General features: G+C 68.7%; 8 protein-coding genes. 2 read left to right on the top strand and 6 right to left on the bottom strand.

From position 1 onward, the window contains the following. Positions 1–3: 3 nt before the first annotated feature. On the top strand, positions 4–693 hold the full coding sequence (locus P3L18_RS11350) for a FadR/GntR family transcriptional regulator (RefSeq protein ID WP_020170467.1): 690 nt from the start codon (positions 4–6) through the stop codon (positions 691–693). A 30-nt stretch (positions 694–723) separates the two neighbouring features. On the opposite strand, the gene P3L18_RS11345 is transcribed toward P3L18_RS11350, so the two are convergent. The 6 genes from P3L18_RS11345 to rplN form a co-directional block, all read right to left on the bottom strand. Continuing rightward, positions 724–1143: a hemophore-related protein gene (locus P3L18_RS11345; RefSeq protein WP_006370430.1), complete on the bottom strand. Its 420-nt coding sequence runs from the start codon at positions 1141–1143 to the stop codon at positions 724–726. A gap of 164 nt (positions 1144–1307) precedes the next feature. Continuing rightward, positions 1308–2120, bottom strand: a complete 813-nt coding sequence (locus P3L18_RS11340; RefSeq protein ID WP_079930656.1) for a thioesterase family protein — start codon at positions 2118–2120, stop codon at positions 1308–1310. 261 nt (positions 2121–2381) lie between these two features. Further along, positions 2382–2567, bottom strand: coding sequence for a type Z 30S ribosomal protein S14 (locus tag P3L18_RS11335; protein WP_006370432.1), 186 nt, complete (start codon positions 2565–2567; stop codon positions 2382–2384). A 1-nt stretch (position 2568) separates the two neighbouring features. Continuing rightward, complete coding sequence (gene rplE / locus P3L18_RS11330) at positions 2569–3147, bottom strand: 50S ribosomal protein L5 (protein WP_006370433.1); 579 nt, start codon at positions 3145–3147, stop codon at positions 2569–2571. Between the two features lies 1 nt (position 3148). Then, a complete protein-coding gene (rplX, locus tag P3L18_RS11325; RefSeq protein WP_006370434.1) occupies positions 3149–3466 on the bottom strand; it encodes a 50S ribosomal protein L24 in 318 nt (105 codons plus the stop codon). 1 nt (position 3467) lies between these two features. Further along, positions 3468–3836, bottom strand: a complete 369-nt coding sequence (rplN, locus tag P3L18_RS11320) for a 50S ribosomal protein L14 (protein WP_006370435.1) — start codon at positions 3834–3836, stop codon at positions 3468–3470. A gap of 463 nt (positions 3837–4299) precedes the next feature. On the opposite strand from rplN, the gene P3L18_RS11315 reads away from it, so the two are divergent. Next, positions 4300–18168, top strand: coding sequence for a non-ribosomal peptide synthetase (locus tag P3L18_RS11315; protein WP_276114106.1), 13869 nt, complete (start codon positions 4300–4302; stop codon positions 18166–18168). Positions 18169–18172: the final 4 nt, after the last annotated feature.

Raw genomic sequence — 18172 nt, 5'->3', positions numbered from 1 at the left:
CAGATGACCAGCAGTTGGGCCGACCGCCGACCCGTCACGACTCGGGTCAGCGCGGCCGAAGCGGTGTTCACCGACCTGCGCCAGGCCATCGAGAGTGGCGACCTCCCCGTCGGTGAGCGCCTCCCGTCCGAGGCCGCGCTCGGCGAGCGCTACGCGGTGAGTCGATCGGTCGTCCGGGAGGCATTGCGCTCGTGCACTGCACTCGGACTCACCGAAACCCGCACCGGCCGAGGAACATTCGTGGTCAGCAGCACGGCGTCCCACGACCTGAAGGTCGGCGAGTACACCGCGCGGGAGCTCATGGAGGCGCGGCCGCACATCGAGATCCCGGCCGCCGGGTGGGCCGCCGAGCGGCGCTCCGCCGAGGACCTGCGTCAACTCACCGAATTGACGCAGGCCATGGCGGCCGAGTCGAATCAGACCGACTGGGTCGCCCTCGACGGACAGTTCCACCTGGCGGTCACACGAGCGAGCGGCAACCGGGTGTTCCAGAACGCGCTCGTCAACATCCGCAATTCACTGACTGCCCAGTCGGCCACACTCAATCTGGCGACCGGACGCATGCGCCGATCGAACGAGGAACACGAGCGCATCGTCGAGGCCATCAGCTCCGGCGACCGGCAGGCCGCCGAGCGGGCCATGGCCGATCATCTCGACGCCGTGCAGGTGGCGGTGCGCTCGCTCACCCACTGAACCAACCAGAGTTCTTCTGCCGCAGCAGGTTCAGAACTTGTTGCAGGTGCGCAGGGCCTTCGCCATGGCGTCACGGGTCATCGTGTGCTGCTGCGCGCCGATGCCGTGATCACGCAGAAACGCCATCACCGTCGAGCGGACCGGGTGCGCGTGACGATTCTTCTCCCGCAGCGCTTTCCGCTGCGCAGGCGACAGCACGATCATCTCCTCGAAGTGCCGCTTGGCCCGCGGATGCGAGTTGATCTGCTGCCACAGCGCCGGATCCTCGACGGCGAGCGCCCGTTCGACCTGCATCACCGAACATGTCGTTCCGAAGGCCTTCGGCGGCGACGGGGGTGTCGGTGCGGCTCCGGCGATACCGGCTCCGCCTGCCCCGACCACTCCCGCAATACCGATCCCCGCAACCGCCACCGCCACTCGACGACGCGTCGTTGCCAACCCCATCGACATTCTCCAGCCCCTTCCTCGGCACCGTGCCGACCAATAACAGCCGAAGCACACCCAATCGCGAAAACCTTTGCCGAAGCTGAGGACAAGCCGTGAGAACACCCCAGTAAGTCTGGGTGCAAGTGACGGTCAAGAGCAGGTCAACGATGTTTGCGACGTTCGTCCGATCAGGTGAAGATCGCGACGGTCTGGGTGCCGGTCATCACCAGTTGCCCGTCGGCGTCCCAGGCTTCCATCGTCTGGTAGGAGTAACCGCCGCGCGACACCGCACTCGTCGACCGCAGCAAGAACCAGCCGGTGGGGTCGACGGCCTCGTCGGCGCAGATGTCGACCGACCACATCACGGTACTGATGGGCGCCCAGTCGGAGAATGCCGTCATCGCCGCAGGCGGCAGGCTGTCACCGAGCCCGACGAGGGCCACGGCCGGATCGACACCCTGCGCATCACGGTGACGCATCCACCAAAGCACTTCGGGCTCCACGGCTTTCGTCACCGGTATCGCACCGCCGGCAATGCGTCGCTCGAATTGGTCGGTGAAGCTCGGCTGCGCCCCGGGCCGCCCGCCGACGCTCGGGCAGTCCTGCGGGCCGGCGACGTCGGGGCGAGGGATCAGGGTGTGCTCGACGGAACTGTCACGCGCTCCGGCGAAGATCAGGGTCGATTGTGCCGCAACGGAATCGCCGCTGCGCGTTTCCACGGCAACGCTTGTCACCGATCGGCCTTCGCGGAGTCGTCGTGCCCGCACGGTCATCGTCTCGGTGGCCGGTGCGGTGAACGCGAACTGCGCGGCCCGCAGGGCAGGTAACGGCGCGCCGTCGGTCTGTTGGGCGGCCACGACCGCGAGTGCTGCGGTCAGGCCGCCGTACGCGGTGCGGCCCTGGGTCCAGCCGGCCGGGATCGCGAACTCCTGTGCCGGGTCGAACGCGCGAAGCACCTCGGACAGAGACGTGCTGCGGGACTCGTTGTCGGTGACCGTCATGCGGTCATTCTATGCAGGAGTGCATAGTGAGGTTGAGTGGGGTTCGATGTGGCCGAGGGGCGCCCCGTGCGGTGCGGGGCGGAACGAAACCAGCATCGGTGCAAGAGGTCTCGAGGTTCGGCGCCGGCGCGCCTCACACCTCGACCACCGATCAAAGGAGAGGAAGAGCGCTGCCGGCGAGAGCACGACGACCCCGCCTCCCGGTGCGGGAGACGGGGTCGTCGTGAGGTGTTGTGCGCCGGTGATGTCACCGGCGGGAAGTCACCAGCTCGACTTCTGCACGCCCGGCAGCTCGCCGGCGTGTGCCATCTCGCGCAGGCACACGCGGCACAGGCCGAACTTGCGGTACACCGAGTGCGGGCGACCGCACTTGTTGCAGCGGGTGTAGGCGCGCACGGCGAACTTGGGCTTCTTGTTGGCCTTGTTGATCAGAGCCTTCTTGGCCATCTCAGTTGTCCTTCGCGTTGTTGTCCTTGAACGGGAAGCCCAGCGCGCGAAGCAGTGCGCGGCCTTCGTCGTCCGTGGTGGCCGAGGTGACGACGGTGATGTCCATACCGCGCGGCCGGTCGATGTTGTCGATGTTGATCTCGTGGAACATCGACTGCTCGTTGAGACCGAAGGTGTAGTTGCCGTTGCCGTCGAACTGACGGTCGCTCAGACCGCGGAAGTCGCGGATACGGGGCAGCGCGATCGACACGAGACGGTCGAGGAACTCCCACATCCGGTCGCCGCGCAGGGTCACGCGGGCCCCGATCGGCATGCCCTCGCGCAGCTTGAACTGTGCGATGGACTTGCGGGCGCGACGGATCTCCGGCTTCTGACCGGTGATCAGCGCGAGGTCGGCGACCGCACCGTTGATGAGCTTGGCGTCACGGGCGGCGTCGCCGACACCCATGTTCACCACGACCTTGACCACGCCGGGGATCTGCATGACGTTGGCGTAGTCGAATTCTTTGTTCAGCGCGTCCTTGATCTCGGCACGGTAGCGCTGCTTCAGCCGCGGCTGGACCTTTTCAGTGGTGGTCATCTCAGATGTCCTTCCCGGTCTTGCGCGAGATCCGGACCTTCTTGCCGGTCTCCTCGTCGACGCGATAGCCGACGCGGGTCGGGTTGCCGTCGGAATCCACGACCATCACGTTCGACACGTGGATCGGGGCTTCCTGCGTGACGATGCCGCCCGAGGCAGCACCACGCTCGTTGGCCGAGGCGGCGGTGTGCTTCTTGATGCGGTTCACGCCCTCGACGAGGACACGCTCGCGCTGCGGGTAGGCCTCGATGACCTTGCCCTTGGCGCCCTTGTCCTTGCCCGAGATGACGATCACGGTGTCACCCTTGTGCACCTTCATGTCAGATCACCTCCGGTGCCAGCGACACGATCTTCATGAACTTCTTCTCACGCAGCTCGCGGCCGACCGGGCCGAAGATGCGGGTACCGCGGGGGTCGCTCTCACCCTTGAGGATGACGGCGGCGTTCTCGTCGAAACGGATGTAGCTTCCGTCCGGACGACGGCGCTCCTTGGTGGTGCGCACGATGACCGCCTTGACGACCTCGCCCTTCTTGATGTTGCCACCGGGGATGGCGTCCTTGACAGTGGCGACGATGGTGTCACCGATGCCGGCGTAGCGCCGCGACGAGCCGCCCAGCACGCGGATGCACAAGATTTCCTTGGCTCCCGTGTTATCGGCGACCCGCAGGCGAGACTCCTGCTGAATCATTCGATTCTCTCCTTGACCTGGATGTCGTCGACACGCCGAATCCACTGGGGCGGATCTGGCGTATCTGTGCGCCGGATTTCCGACCCGACGCACACGGCCTGTTGCCATCGGACACACGCCTGCCTGGGCTTTTCCGCTGTAAGCGGGCCTTCCCAGTGGGTTCACGAGCCGATTCGCGGCGCTCACGCACCGCAGGCAACCCGTCCAGTGTAGGTGAAACCGCAGGTGGGAACCAAATCCGCGTCGCCGCCCCTACCGCGGAACGCGAGTCGGGGGTTTCGTCGGCCGTGCGAGGGGGGAATGCCTGGCGCGGGCGCGTCGGGGGCGCGGGGGTCGTCAGGAGTGACGGGGAACACACGTTTTCTGGCAATCCGAACCCATCTGGGCCCATCTGCCGTCCGAAGACCCTGCTGAGCCACACCCGGCACCGCACCGAGTCCGGTCCACGCCAAGGAGGCACCTCATGAGTGTTGACGACCTGACCATCGAGCTCACCGACACCGATGGCGCCATCCCGATGACCGCAGCACAGCGCGGCATCTACTACGCGCAGCTCCTCGAACCCGAGGTGCCGATGTCGGTGGCCGCGTTTGCCGAGTTTCACGACGCCGTCGACGCCGACCTGATGTGCCGTGCGGTCGCCGCCACCTCGATCGAGACCGAGTCCGGTCTGATCACCCTGGTCTCCCCCGAGGGCGATGTGAACGCCGGTGAACCCGGAGACGGTGAACCCCAGGTAAGGGTCGATCACACTCGCACCATCCCGCTGCACCGCCGCGACTTCTCCGACGCCGACGATCCGCGGGCCGCCGCGTTGGCCTGGATCGACGAGCACCGCTCACAGCCGACCGACCTGTTCTCCGACCCGCTGCTCGAGACCTACCTGCTCGAACTCGGTCCCCGCCACAGCATCTGGTACTGCTGGGGTCACCATCTGGCATTCGACGGCTACGCGGCGATGTACATGATGCTGCGCGTCGCGGCGCATTACACCGCGCTGGCCACCGGCTCTGATGTTCCGCCCGCGCACACCGCGACGATGGCGCAGGTCGCCGAGTTCGACCGCGATTGGCGTGAGTCACCGAATTTCGCTTCCGCCCTGCAGTATTGGGATTCGCGCCTACACGACGAGTCAGGTGCCCCCGCGGAGATCACCTCGCTGTCCACCGGATCTGCGCCGGCCGCGCCGGTGGCGGTGGTCCGCCCGGCAGTCCTCGACGCCGATCTGATCGCCACCATCCGCGCAGTCGCCGAACGTCACCAGGTGAAGGTGGCGTCAGTCATCACGGCCGCGGTCTCGGCCTACCTCGCCAAGCTCAACAACCGCACCGAGGCGATGACCTCGCTGCCGGTGGCGTGCCGCGACAACGACCTGTTGCGCACCTCGGCGGGTCTGACGTCCAACGTGCTCCCGATCCGCGTCGAGCTGACCGCCGACGACGCCCCGCGCAGCATCGGCGATCTCATCCGCGCCACCAACGGCGACGTCCGGGCGGCGTTGCGCCATCAGCGTTTCCGCCACGAGGACATCACCGGCCGGGTGCTCGACTCGCCCTCGGGACGGCGCGGCTTCTTCGGCCCGATGGTCAACGTGATGCTGTTCTTCGAGCATATCGATTTCGCCACTCTCCGAGGCGAATTGAACGTTCTGTCGACCGGACCCGTCGAAGACGCCTCGATCAACGTCTACGACGGATTCACCGGTGGGATGCGGCTGGATCTCGAGGCGAACCCGAACCTGTACTCCCCCGAGGAAATCGAGACCCACCACCGTCGGATCATCGACTTCCTCGAACGGTTCGTCCGGTCCGACGCCGGCCTGCCGATCACCTCACTGCCGCTGCCCGGGATCGACGAACAGTCGCGCATCGACGCCGCATCGCACGGCGACCCGGTCGATCTCGGCGACGCCACGGTCCTCGACCTGCTGGACGAGGCGGTCCGCACCCACACCGGGCACACCCGTTCGGGAGGCACCGCGATCGTCGACGCCACCTCCGGCGACGAACTCGATCTGGCCGACTTCACCGCACGCGCACAACAACTCGCCGACGCACTGACGGCGCGCGGGATCGGACCGGAGTCGGTGGTCGGGGTCGCACTGCCACGCAGTGTCGAACAGGTCGTCGCGTTGCACGCGGTGCTGCGGGCCGGTGCCGCATTCCTGCCGATCGATCCGGCCGAACCGGCCGAGCGACTCGCCCACATCGTCGCCACCGCGGCCCCCACCGCGATCATCGTGGACTCCGACGGACCGGCGCTGCCCACAGCCGCGGCCACACTCACCGTGCCCGAATTGTCCACCGCATCCACCGATTCCGGGATCCGCCCGTCGCGTCCGCTGCCCGATCAGCCGGCCTATGTGTTGTTCACCTCCGGGTCGACCGGCATGCCCAAGGGCGTGACGATCACCCACCGCGCGCTGGTCAACCGCCTGCGTTGGACGCAGGATCGCTACCGGCTCGCCCCCGGCGACCGGGTGTTGCAAAAGACCCCCGCCACCTTCGACGTGTCGGTGTGGGAGTTCTTCTGGCCGTTCATCTCCGGGTCGGCGTTGGTCGTACCGACCCCCGACGGGCATCGTGATCCCTGGTATCTACGTGAGGTCATCGACCGCCACGCGATCACCACCGTGCACTTCGTCCCCTCCATGCTGGCGGCGTTCGCCGAGACCCTCGGCGCCGAGGTCGACAACGCCACCAGCACCCTGAGCGGCCTGCGTCGAATCCTCACCAGTGGCGAAGCGCTGACCCCGGCCACCGTGGCCGCCACCGCACGCATCACCGACGCACCGATCCACAATCTCTACGGCCCGACCGAGGCCGCGATCGACGTCACCCACCACGACCACTGCCGCGCCGACGAGACCGTCACCCCCATCGGCACACCCGTCTGGAACACCGACGCGATCGTCCTCGATCATCGCCTGTGCCCGCAGCCGGTGGGCGCGATCGGCGAACTCTATCTGGGCGGACCGCAGTTGGCCCGGGGATACGCCGCCCGAGCGGATCTGACGGCGTCGCGGTTCATCGCCACCGCGGACGGCGGGCGCCTCTACCGCACCGGTGACCTCGTCCGCCGTCGCACCGACGGCGCCCTGGAATACCTGGGGCGCAGCGACTCCCAGGTCAAGATCCGCGGCCAGCGAGTCGAGCTCGGCGAGATCGAAACGGTGCTGGCACAGCTCGACGGTGTGTCCTCGGCCGCGGTGGCGTTGCGCGGTGACGTCGTCGACGGTGACGTGGTGCTCGTCGGATACCTGTGCGGTGATCGCCTCGATTCCCGGGACCTGCGAAGCGAACTCGCGCAACGGCTCCCGGCGCACATGGTGCCCACCACCCTCATGCTGCTCGAGCACATGCCGACCACCGCCAACGGGAAGCTGGATCGTCGTGCCCTGCCGGTGCCCGAACGTGCGGGCTCCGAGGCGCACGTGGAGCCGGTCGGCGCGACCGAACATCTCGTCGCCGACACCGTCGGCGAGGTCCTCGGACGTTCGTCGATGTCGATGTCGGACAACTTCTTCGACGCCGGCGGCAACTCGTTGTCGGCGACCCGCGTCGCGGCACGACTGACCCGGGCCACCGGCCGCCGCGTCGGCATCCGCGACATCTTCGACTCCGCCGATCTGCGCGCACTGGCCACCATGGTCGACGACACGGCACTCGATACCGCACCGGACTCCACTCGGTGGCGCTCCCCCAGCGGCCCGGTGCCGCTGTCTCCCGCCCAGCATCGGCTGTGGCTGACCGACCGGCTCGGTTCCGCCGAATCAGCCAACTACCACATCCCGTTCTCGGTGCGCCTCGTCGGCGAACTCGATGTGGACGCACTGCATTCCGCGCTCGTCGACGTCATCACCCGCCACGAACCGCTGCGCAGCACGGTGGTCGAGATCGACGGCACCGCGTGCATCGAGGTGCACGACGCCGCCGACGTCGACATCGATCTGACCGTCACCGACACCGACAAGGCCGTGAGCGATCTCGAATTCGCCGGCGCCCCCTTCGATCTCGCCCACGACATCCCCCTGCGAGCCCGCCTGGTCCGTGCCGGGTCCGACGATCACCGACTGACGATCGTCATCCATCACATCGCCGCCGACGGATGGTCGCTGACACCGCTGGCCGACGACCTCGCGACCGCGTATCGCAGTCGCGCCGCGGGGCGCGCCCCCGAGTGGGCACCGCTGCGGGTGTCCTATTCGCAATTCAGCGCCACCAAGCACGCGGCCATGGAAAGCGATTCCGCCGCAGACGATCTCGAATTCTGGCGGGCCGCGCTGGCCGATGCGCCGGCCGAGACCGAGCTTCCCCTCGACCGCCCCCGCCCGCGTGAACACGATTCGCGCGGCGCCACCACGAGCGTCTGGCTGCCCCCTCATGCGCACGCCGCCCTACACACCGTCGCCGAATCCCGCGGCGCGAGCACCTTCATGGCGCTGCACGCGCTCGTGGCCGCCCTACTGCGCACCGGATCCACCCACGACGATCTGGTGATCGGCACTCCGGTCGGCGGACGCGGCGACGCCGACCTCGACCATCTCGTCGGCATGTTCGTCAACACGATTCCGCTTCGCACCCGCGTACACAAGCACCTGGGGTTCGATGCCCTGCTCGACGCCGTCCGTGCCGCCGATCTCGACGCGTTCGACCACGCCGAGTTGCCCTTCGACCGGATCGTCACCGAACTCAATCCGACCCGCGCCGCAGGCCATCATCCGTTCTTCTCGGTGTCGGTCGCTCTCGAGGACGCGATCACCGGCGGCCACGGTGGTGGCCGGGACAGCGCAGACGCCATCGACCTCGACTTCGCCGATCTGTCGGCCACCGCCTCGCGGATCGACGTGGGGCACACCAAGTTCGATCTGCAGTTCACCTTCACCGAACGACACGACGCCGACGGCACACCCGCCGGGATGTCGGTCGAGATCGGTTATGCCACCGCACTGTTCGACGCGACAACCATTGCCTCGCTGTCCACCCGATTGCGCCGCATCCTCGAGGCGATCGTGGCCGACCCGGGGCGCCCCATCGGCGACATCACTCTCCTCGATCCCGCCGAGCGTCTCGGCCTCGTGCCCGCCGTCGGGATGGCGGGACGTCCCGGCGAGCACCTCACCGACCTCCTCGCCGAGGCCGTGCGCGCCGAACCGGACCGCATCGCGGTGCGCGACACGACCACCTCCGTGACCTATCGAGAGCTCGACCGTCGGGCCAACCGGCTCGCACGCGAACTGCTCGACCTCGGCGCGGGCCCCGAACGCTTCGTCGCGGTCGCCATGCCCCGAGGTGTCGACACGATCACCGCGGTGTGGGCGATCACCCGGACCGGAGCAGCATGGGTGCCCGTCGACCCGACCTATCCGAGCGAGCGGATCGCGTACATGATCGACGACTCGCAAGCGGTTCTGCTGCTGACCGATTCGGGGTCGGTGCCGATGGTGAACGGCGTCGCCGGTGATCGGCGCGTCATCGTCCTCGATGAGGCCGGCGGCTGGAGCGACCACTCCGATGCACCCATCGCCGACGACGAGCGGCTCGCGCCGCTGTCGGTGGATCACCCCGCCTACCTGATCTACACCTCCGGAACGACCGGCACCCCGAAGGGCGTCGTGGTGAGTCACCGGGGGCTGGCCGACTTCGCGGCACATCAGGTGGCGCACTTCGGGTTGACCGCGCGGTCACGCACACTGCATCTCGCCTCACCGAGCTTCGACGCCTCGGTTCTCGAGATGCTGATGGCGATCTCGGCGGCGGCAACCATGCACATCGCCCCGCCCGGAATCGTCGGCGGTCGCGAACTGGCCGAGCTGATGAACGAACGGGCCATCACCCACGCCTTCCTCACACCGTCCCTGCTGTCCACGCTGAGTCCCGACGACGTGCCGGATCTGCACGCGCTGGTGATCGGTGGGGAACACCCGAATCCCGAGGCGGTTCGCGAGTGGTCGCGCGGCCCGGCGCTGTTCAACGCGTACGGACCGACCGAGACGACGGTGGTGGCCACCGTGTCGGAGGACATCACGCCGGTGGACTCGACCATCACCATCGGCCGGCCCATCCGGGGGATCGCCGCGCTGGTCCTCGACGAGCGGTTGCAACCGGTCGCGCCCGGCACGGTCGGCGAGTTGTACATCGCCGGACCGCACCTCGCCCGCGGCTATCACGGTATTCGGCCGTTGACCTCGAAGCGCTTCATCGCCAACCCCTTCGGCGCACCCGGCGACCGGATGTACCGCACCGGCGATCTGGTGCGGTGGACCTCCGAACACGAGCTGGAGTTCCGTGGGCGTACCGACGATCAGACCAAGATCCGTGGGCACCGTATCGAACTCGGCGAGATCGACGCAGTGCTGACCGCCGACGACGCCGTCGCCTCCGCGGTCACCGTCACCAGCGGCGCGGGCGAGAGCGCGAGCATCGTCGCCTTCGTCACGCTCGACGGCGACGTCGATCCCGCGTCGACGCTGGCAGGTGTCTCCGACCGCATCCGCGATCACCTTCCCGCACACATGCTTCCGCGCAGCATCGTGGCGCTGTCGGCGATCCCGACCACCCCGATCGGCAAGATCGACCGCCGCGCGCTCGCCGACCCCGACACCGTCACCGCACTGAAGGTCGGTGAGATCGGTTCGGACACCGGCGAATACGTCGCTCCCGCCAACGCCGCCGAACGCATGGTGGCACAGGTGATCGCCGAGCGGTTACAGCTCGACCCGGCGAGCGTGGGTCGTGACCACGACTTCTTCGAACTCGGCGGCAACTCGCTGCTGGCCACCCACCTGGCCGGCGCGCTGGAACAACTCGGCGGTCGTCGCATCGAGGTCCGTGAGGTCTTCGCCCATCCCACCGTCGCCGGTCTGGCGCGGCTTGCGGGCGAGGTCCGCGAGGACGACCCGACATCGGTTCCGGCATCCGACCCGCAGTCCGACGACGACGGTCCCGTCGTTCCCGGCCCGGCACAGCAGCAACTGTGGTTCCTGAATCGACTCGGCGCCGACGATCCCGACGCCGACACCGCCTCGTACACGATCGCCTTCGCCCTCGATCTGCGCGGCGACCTCGACGTGGACGCGCTCCGGGAAGCGTTGCGCCACGCGGTCGATCGTCACGAACCGCTGCGCACCATCTATCCCGACATCGACGGACGGCCCGAGCTGCGGGTTCTCGACACCGACGACGCCGCCGTCGATCTCGCGCTCGAGCACACCACCGCCGAGCTGTGGCCGCAGGCGGCCCGCGCGTTGGCCCGGCAACCGTTCGATCTGACCCGCGACACCCCGCTGCGGGTCGTATTGCACCGGATCGAGTCGCCTGCAGGCGACTCCGATCATCACAAGCTGACCGTCGTCGTGCACCACATTGCTGCCGACGGCTGGTCGATGGCGCCGCTCGCGAACGACATCGCCGGCGCCTATGCGCGGATTCGCGACGGTCGATCATCGTCGCAACCGCCTCTCCGGGTTGGCTACCGCGATCATCTGCGGTGGCAGGCCCGGGGTCTCGGCGTCGATCCCGGCGCGGTCGTCCACCCGCGCCGGATCGACGACCGGGACAGTCGCCTCGCGACGCTCGCCGACTGGTGGGAGGACACCCTCTCGGGGATGGATCACACCCCGGTCCTCGCCCCGGATGCCGCACCTGCACAAAATGATTCGGCCGGCGATCGGCAGGACTCCACCCCGGATGCCGCCGGTGTCGTCCGCGTCGACTTCGGCCGCGACATCCGTGACCGGCTGCGCGACCTCGCCGGTGACCACGTCACCGAGTTCACGCTCCTGCACACCTTGCTGGCCGCGACGCTGCGGCATCACGACGCGCGGCCCGAGGTGCAGATCGACGGCGCCGTTTCCGACGTCGTGATCGGCACACCGGTGTCGGGCCGCACCGATCCCCGGCTCGCCGACATCGTGGGGATGTTCGTCAACTCGGTGGTGCTGCGCACCCCGGTCGACGGGCAGCAGAGTTTCGGCCGGTTGCTCGATGAGGTGCGCGATCGTGATCTCGATGCACTCGTGCACGCCGACATGCCCTTCGAGTACCTCGTGGCCCGGATCAACCCGCCGCGCACCGGCCGTCATCCGTTGTTCTCGATCGCGCTGGCCGCCGACGCGTCGATGCGCGACGGCGCCACCGAGCTACCACTGCCGCAACTGCCGGGGCTCGAGGTGTCGGCCGAGGAGGTCGAGACCGGCTCGGCCCGTTTCGATCTCGAGATCCGGCTGCGTTCGGACACACTGGTCTGCACCTATGCCACCGACGTCTATTCGCGTACCCGGGTGGAGTCGGTCGCCCGCGATCTGGTGGCGCTGGCGCATGCCGTCCTCGACGATCCCGATCGGCCCCTCGACGACGTGCTGCCCACCCGTACCGTCCAGGTGCGGACCCCCGACCACGAGCCCCCGCCCCCGCGCCACCTCGCCGAGTTCCTGGAGACCGCTGCCGCCGAGTACCCCGACGCCGTCGCCGTCGACGACGGAACCGCTGCGCTGACCTATCGTGAGCTCCTCACACGCGCCGAACGGTGGGCCGCGCACCTGCGCGACCTCGGCATCGGCACCGACGACGTCGTCGCCGTCGCCCTACCCCGATCACTGGACTCGGTGACGGCGACCTGGGCCGTCGCGCTGACCGGGGGCGCGGTGCTCCCGATCGATCCGCGCCATCCCGACGAGCGGATCGCCCACATGCTCACCGATTCCGGTGCGCTGCTGGGGATCACCTCCGACACCCGGCTGGGCACCCTGCCACATCTGGTGTGGTGGGTCGACACCGTGTCCCTCGATGCGTGGCCACTGCGCTCGGCCTCCCCGCGGACCCCGGAAGAGGAACTGCGGGCCGCGGCGCTCGCCGAATCGAGCGCCGACCGACACCCCGACAGCGCCGCTTACGTCATCTACACCTCCGGCTCAACCGGCACACCCAAGGGCGTCATCGTCACGCACGCCGGCCTCGCCGCCTTCAGCTCGTCGCAGCGCGACCGGTACGGAGTCGAATCCGGTGCTCGCACCTTGCATTTCGCCTCCCCGAGCTTCGACGCGTCGATGCTCGAACTGTTGCTGGCCGTCGACGCCGGTGCAACCATGGTGATCGCGCCCACCGACATCGTCGGCGGTGACGAGCTGGTGGACTTCCTTGCCGCCCAAAAGATCACACACGCGTTCATCACCCCGGCCGCTCTGGCCACCGCCGGTCACCGTGAGCTGCCGGACCTGGTGACGCTGGCCGTCGGCGGCGAAGCAACCACCGCCGAGCAGGTATCACTCTGGGCTCCCGGCCGCCGCATGATCAACTGCTACGGACCGACCGAGACCACCATCGTCGCCACCATGTCGGCACCGCTGCAGCCGGGCGCCGAGATCACCATCGGCACACCGGTGGCCGGTACCACCGCACTCGTCCTGGACCACCGTCTGCGTCCGGTTCCCGACGACTGCCCGGGCGAGTTGTATCTGATCTCGCCGGGAGTCGCCCGCGGCTATCTGCACCGCAGCGCCCTGACCGCCACACGCTTCATCGCCGCCCCCGACCTGCCCGGGGTGCGCGCCGGCACGCCGATGTACCGCACCGGCGACGTCGTGCACCAGCGGCTCGACGGCTCGCTGATCTTCCGCGGCCGCAGCGACAACCAGGTCAAGGTACGGGGATTCCGCATCGAACTCGACGAGGTGGGTGCGGCGCTCGCGGCGCATCCTGCCGTCGAGTTCGCCGCTGCCGCGGTCGGTGGCAGCGGCGCCGATGCGGCACTACTCGGATACGTCCGGCTCGCCGCAGTCGACTCCTGCGCGGTCGACTCCGCTGCCTCCACCCCAGCCGACCTGCGCGCCTTCGTATCGCGCACGCTCCCGTCGCACATGGTGCCGGCCGCGGTGATCGTGATCGACGAGATCCCGTTGACCCCCAACGGCAAACTCGACCGCAAAGCCCTGCTCGCCCTGGAGCGCACGGCTGCGGCAGCCGCCGACGAACCCGCGACCGCCGCCCCGGACACCCGCTCTCCCCTCGCGCTCGTCGCCGAGACCATCGCCGGGGTACTCGACATCGACCCCGCCGAGGTCGACGCCGACGCCGACTTCTTCGGTCTCGGCGGAACCTCCTTGCAGGCCACCACCGTCATCAGCCGCCTCAACCGGCACCACGGCGGTACGGCGCTGCGGGTCCGTGATCTTTTCGATCACCCGCGGATCGGCGATCTCGCGACGCTGGTGCATCCCGCTGCCGCACAACCCGTCCCGGTATCCGAGAAGGTCGAACGGCCCGCGGTGTCCCGTCCCGTACAGGTGCCCCCGGCACCGGTTCAGCGCGGACTGTGGTCGATCGCGCGCGCCAACCCGGCGTCGACGGACTACCTCATCCCGCTCGCCATCCGGCTCGACGGCCGCGTCGACCTCGACGCGCTGCGCGGGGCGCTCACCGACCTGGTGGCCAAGCACGTCTCCCTGCGGACCGTGTTCCCCGCGCTCAACTCCGCACCGCACGGGGTGGTCCTGGAGCACAGCCACGCGGTGATCGGCGATCTCGCCGTACAGACCGTCGACGAGCTGCCCGCAGCGATCGCCGAGCGACTCGCCCAGCCCATCGATCCGGTGTCGCAGGCCCCGATCCGGGCGCATCTGCTGGCGCAGTCGCCGGACCCCGGAAACAGCGACGAGAACGGCACTCATGTACTCCTGCTGGTGATCCACCACATCGCCGCCGACGGCGCGTCGCTGCCCATCCTGGCCGCCGACCTCGCCGCCGCCTACGCCGAGCGTCTCGCCGGCCGTACCGACGCCTGGGCCGAACCCGACGTCGACTACCGCGACTACGCGATCCGCGCGGCAGCGCTCGAGGGCGACGATCTCGCGTATTGGACCGAGCTACACGCCGATTCGCCCACCGAGACCGCCGTGCCGGCCACCCGTGCGGCAACAGCCGATGAGGCCGGCGCCGGTCGGGCGGGCACCGTTGCGGTACCGATCGACGATGCCCTGCGCAGCGATCTCGTCGCCTGGGCCCGGGAGAACGCCACCACCGGTTTCACCGTGCTGCACACCGCGCTGGCGATCCTGCTGCACCGACTCGGCGTCGGCGACGACCTGGTGATCGGCAGCCCGGTCGCCAATCGGTCCGGCCCCAACGACGACGGCCCCGCCCTGGACTGCACCGGCATGGTCGGAATGTTCGTCAACACCCTCGCGCTGCGAACCCGGGTAAGGCCCGACGACACGATCTCGGAGGTGCTCGAGCGAGTTCGTGATGCCGATCTGTCGGCCCTCGATCGCCGCGACACCCCCTTCGACGAGGTCGTCGAGGCCGTGAACCCCGACCGCAGCCCCGGTCGGCATCCGCTGTTCCAGATCGCGCTGTCGGTCCACGATTTCGGTGACGGGCTCCTGGGGACGGCGTGGCCGCTGTCCGACGAGCTCACCGGCGAGATCCTCGACGTCGGCGCTGCCGCAGCGAAGTTCGATCTCCAGTTCACCGTGACCGGACTCGCCGCCCGCACCGCGCCGAGCTCCTCGGCGCCCGGCGCGATGCTCGAGGTGACCTTCGATCGGACCCGTTATGGCCACGCCGACACCGAGATCCTCGCAACTCGTCTGTTGCGGGTCGTGCGGGCGATGATCACCCACGCCGACCGCCCGATCGGCGATGTGCGGATCACCGATCCGCTCGAGGTCGCCGACATCAGCCCGGCACGCGGCCCCGAATCGGCACCGCCGCTCACCCTCGGCACGCTGTTCGACGAGGCGGTCCGTCGCAATCCGGACGGCTGCGCCGCGGTCGCCGAGAATGCCGACGGCACCGAGGAATCCCTCACCTACGCCGAGTTGGACGCCCGCGCCAATCGGCTCGCCCGGGTGATCCTGGGACGCGACCTCGGCGACACCGAACCGGTGGTCGCGATGGCGATCCCGCGCTCGATCGACGCACTCGTCGCGATCTGGGCGATCGTGCGTTCGGGCGCCGCCTATGTGCCGATCGACCCGACGTACCCAGCCGACCGGATCGCCCACATGCTCGCCGATTCCGGTGCCGTGCTGGTGCTCACCCGTTCCGATGTCGCCGAGCGTATCGGCGACACCGTGCCCACGGTGGTCGTCGACTCGACTGCAACCCGGTCGCGACTCGGCCGCAGCGCACCCACACCGATCAGCGACCGCGAGCGTATCCCGGTGCACCGCACCGACGCCCTGGCCTACGTCATCTACACATCGGGATCGACCGGGCGACCCAAGGGCGTGCTGGTGCCGCATTCCGGACTGCGCGCGGTGCACGACGAACTGCACACCCGCATGGCGCCCGGCGCCGACTCCCGGGTACTGCATTTCGCCTCCCCGAGTTTCGATGCCTCGGTACTGGAATTCCTGCTGGCGGCATCGGGATCTGCTGCACTGGTGATCGTGCCGCCGGACCTCTACGGCGGAACGGCATTGGCCGAGTTCATCGACCGGCACCGCGTCAGCCACGCGTTCATCACGCCCGCTGCGGTGGCGAGTATGGATCCGGCGTCGGTTCCGACACTGTCGCACCTGGCCATCGGCGGTGAGGCCTACGGCCCCGACCTGGTCCGTCGCTGGGCACCCGATCGGACCGTGCTCAACGTGTACGGTCCCACCGAGACGACGATCATCGTCACCGGCAGTGAACCGCTTGTGGCGCACGCCGATCCGAACGAGATCGGCGCGCTGACCATCGGCACACCCAACAACGGTGTCGCCGCACTGGTCCTGGACCCACGTCTGCATCCGGTACCGACCGGGGTGATCGGTGAGCTGTATCTGCTCGGTGATCAGGTGACCCGCGGATATCACCGCAGGCCCGCGCTGACCGCGCAGCGGTATCTACCGGTCCCGATGCTCGCGGGCCCGGACTGGGCCGGCGCCCGCATGTACCGCACCGGCGATCTGGTCGCGCGGGACGAGCTCGGACGTCTGCGCTACGTCGGCCGATCGGACAACCAGGTGCAGTTGCGCGGCTTCCGCGTCGAACTGGGTGAGATCGACGACGCCCTGTGTGATGATCCGACAGTCGATTTCGCCGTCACCGTGCTGGTGGAGGACGACGCGGCCGAGGAGGGATCGGCGGCCCCGGCCGGCCTGCATTCGTACGTCCGCGCGGCCGACGGCGCCACGATCGACACGGCAGCATTGACCCGGCAGGTCGCGAACCGGTTGCCACGACACATGGTCCCGGCGAGTATCACCGTTCTCGACGAGATCCCGCTGACACCGGTCGGCAAACTCGATCGCGCGGCGCTGCCGCAACCCGCACGCGTTGCCGAAGCCGGTCGCGCACCCAGGCCCGGCACGGAAACCCTTGTCGCGTCGACCTTTGCCGACATACTGGGGATCGCACCGTCCGCGGTGCACGCCGACGACGGGTTCTTCGACCTCGGCGGCAACTCATTGTCGGCGACGGAGGTGAGCGCCCGTCTCTCCTCGGCGACGGGTCGCGACATCCGGGTCAACGACCTGTTCGCGGCGCCGACGCCCGCGGAACTCGCTGCCGTACTGGGCGATTCCGCGAGCACAACGCCTGCCGGCGTCTGCAGCCCCGAGTCCGACGACCACGCACCGTCAGCGATGGCGACGGTGTTGCCGTTGCGGCGTCGACGCACCACCGACGGCCCGGCCCCGCTGTTCGTCATCCATCCGGCGATCGGCCTGTCGTGGAGCTTCTCTTCGCTGCTGGCCCATCTGCCCGCCGACCGCCCGGTGTACGGTCTGCAACACCCGGCGCTGAGCGGCGGCGTGTCGCCGAACACGGTGGGCGAGTTGGCAGCTCACTACGTAGAGCAGATCCGGACGATCCACCCGGACGGCCCGTATCATCTGCTCGGCTGGTCGCTGGGCGGTCTCATCGCCCACGAGATGGCCGTGCAACTCACCGAGTCCGGTGAGAAGGTGGGCCAGCTGATGGTGCTCGACGCCTTCGTCGTCGCACAACGTCCCGATCTGGACACCACCCCGGATCTCGGTGCACTGCTCGCCGAATTCGGCATCCGGCCCCGGCATTCCGGCGAGCTGACCATCGAACGTGCGTGGGAGGCGGTCGTGGCCGCGGGCGGACCGCTGGCCTCGCTCGACGTCGACGAGTTCGCCGCGGTGCACCGGGTGTTCGTCGATGCGTCGCGACTCGCCGAGAACTGGCATCCACGCCGGTACGACGGTGATGCGGTGTTCGTCTCCGCGACCGCGGACACGCCGCCGGGGCCGCCGGCCATCGCCGGTTGGACCCGCGCGCTGCGCGGCCACGTCCACGAGATCCGCCTGAACTGCTCGCACGCCCGAATGTTGCAGGGCGAGAACGTACCCGGGTTCGCCCGCGCCATCGCGCAGGCCTGACGCG

This window comes from Gordonia sp. N1V (assembly GCF_029269935.1).
Lineage (GTDB): Bacteria > Actinomycetota > Actinomycetes > Mycobacteriales > Mycobacteriaceae > Gordonia > Gordonia polyisoprenivorans.
Note: the sequence above shows the minus strand (reverse complement) of the source record. Positions and strands in the feature narration are given on the sequence as shown.